General features: G+C 68.6%; 1 protein-coding gene. It reads left to right on the forward strand.

The features are described 5' to 3' along the window. Positions 1-555 precede the first annotated feature (555 nt). Positions 556-1,169 (forward strand): rolling circle replication-associated protein (locus tag EIO00_RS24370; RefSeq protein WP_206664251.1); only part of this gene is annotated, 614 nt, incomplete at its 3' end.

Raw genomic sequence — 1,169 nt, forward strand, 5'->3', positions numbered from 1 at the left:
TCCTGCACATCGGCACCGTCTCTGACGCTGGCCGGTGCGCGTACTGCGGCGGTGTTCGTCGTGCGGCTCCCTGCTCGTGCCCCGATCACACTGCGAAGAAGGCGCAGCGGGGAACCGGGAGGACCGCACGGCGCGCCAGCGCCGAGGACCGCACCGGAGCCCCGCTCCGCCTGGACGCTGTGCCGGTCACTGCGGGTCTGCCTGCGGACTGTGCTGGTCACGCTTCCGACAATGCAGATACATGCGTGGCATGATTGCACTCACAAAGCAGGAGAGACGGGCCGCGTCAACGGCCCGTCTCCGAGTTCCTGTCACTCTCCATGTGAAGGATGTTCCCCAATGGTAGGCGCTGACGCCGACACAAGCCAGGCACCCGGCCTCACGGCCGCGCTGGAGGCCCCTACGGGGGCCGACGGCCCCGGGGCTTGTCATATGCGCCATATCTGCCCGGAGGGCGCTCTAGAGGTCCCCTCGGACCTCTCGGCCCTGGGCGGTCATGGTCGCAACTTCCCGTCTCCTGACCTCGTCTCAGCGGCCCGTGATCTGTTCCCGGCCGTGGAGCGGTGGGGCAACACGCGGGCTACCGGGGAGGAAGCTCCGGCGAACCGCTACCGCGTGACGGTCGCTCCCGGTGTCGTCCAGGTGTCCCGGACCAACGTGCAGAAGCGGGATCGTTCGATGGATCGGGCTTCGACCTCGGCCCGGTTCGCGGCCGATCAGGTAGCCGTGGGCCTGCTCCACGACGAGCCGCTAGGCGAGGAAGAGCAGCAGGGCGGCGGCGGGACTCGGGACGTGATTTCCGAGTGGTCCCGCAAGTCCCGGGCGAACATGATCAAGTCGCTCGCGCAGTTGGACTATGAGCCCTTGTTCAGCGGCGGTGGTGTCCCGGCGATGCTCACGCTTACCCTCCCGGGGGAGTGGGAGTCGGTCGCTCCCTCGGCGGCCGCCGCCGCTGAGCTGATGCGCAAGTTCCGGAAGCGCATGGAGCGGGCGTGGTTCTCCAAGGACGAGAAGCTGTGCGCGGTGTGGAAGCGGGAATTCCAACGGCGCGGGGCTCCGCACTGGCACCTGTTCATGGCGATCCCCCAGGGGACCCGGCCGCTCGTGCGCTGGGGTCAGACTGAGGCGGCAGAGCTGACGTTCCCCGAGTGGTGCTCGCAGACCTGGGC

Origin of the sequence: Thermomonospora catenispora (assembly GCF_006363815.1) — a bacterium.
GTDB lineage: Bacteria > Actinomycetota > Actinomycetes > Streptosporangiales > Streptosporangiaceae > Thermomonospora > Thermomonospora catenispora.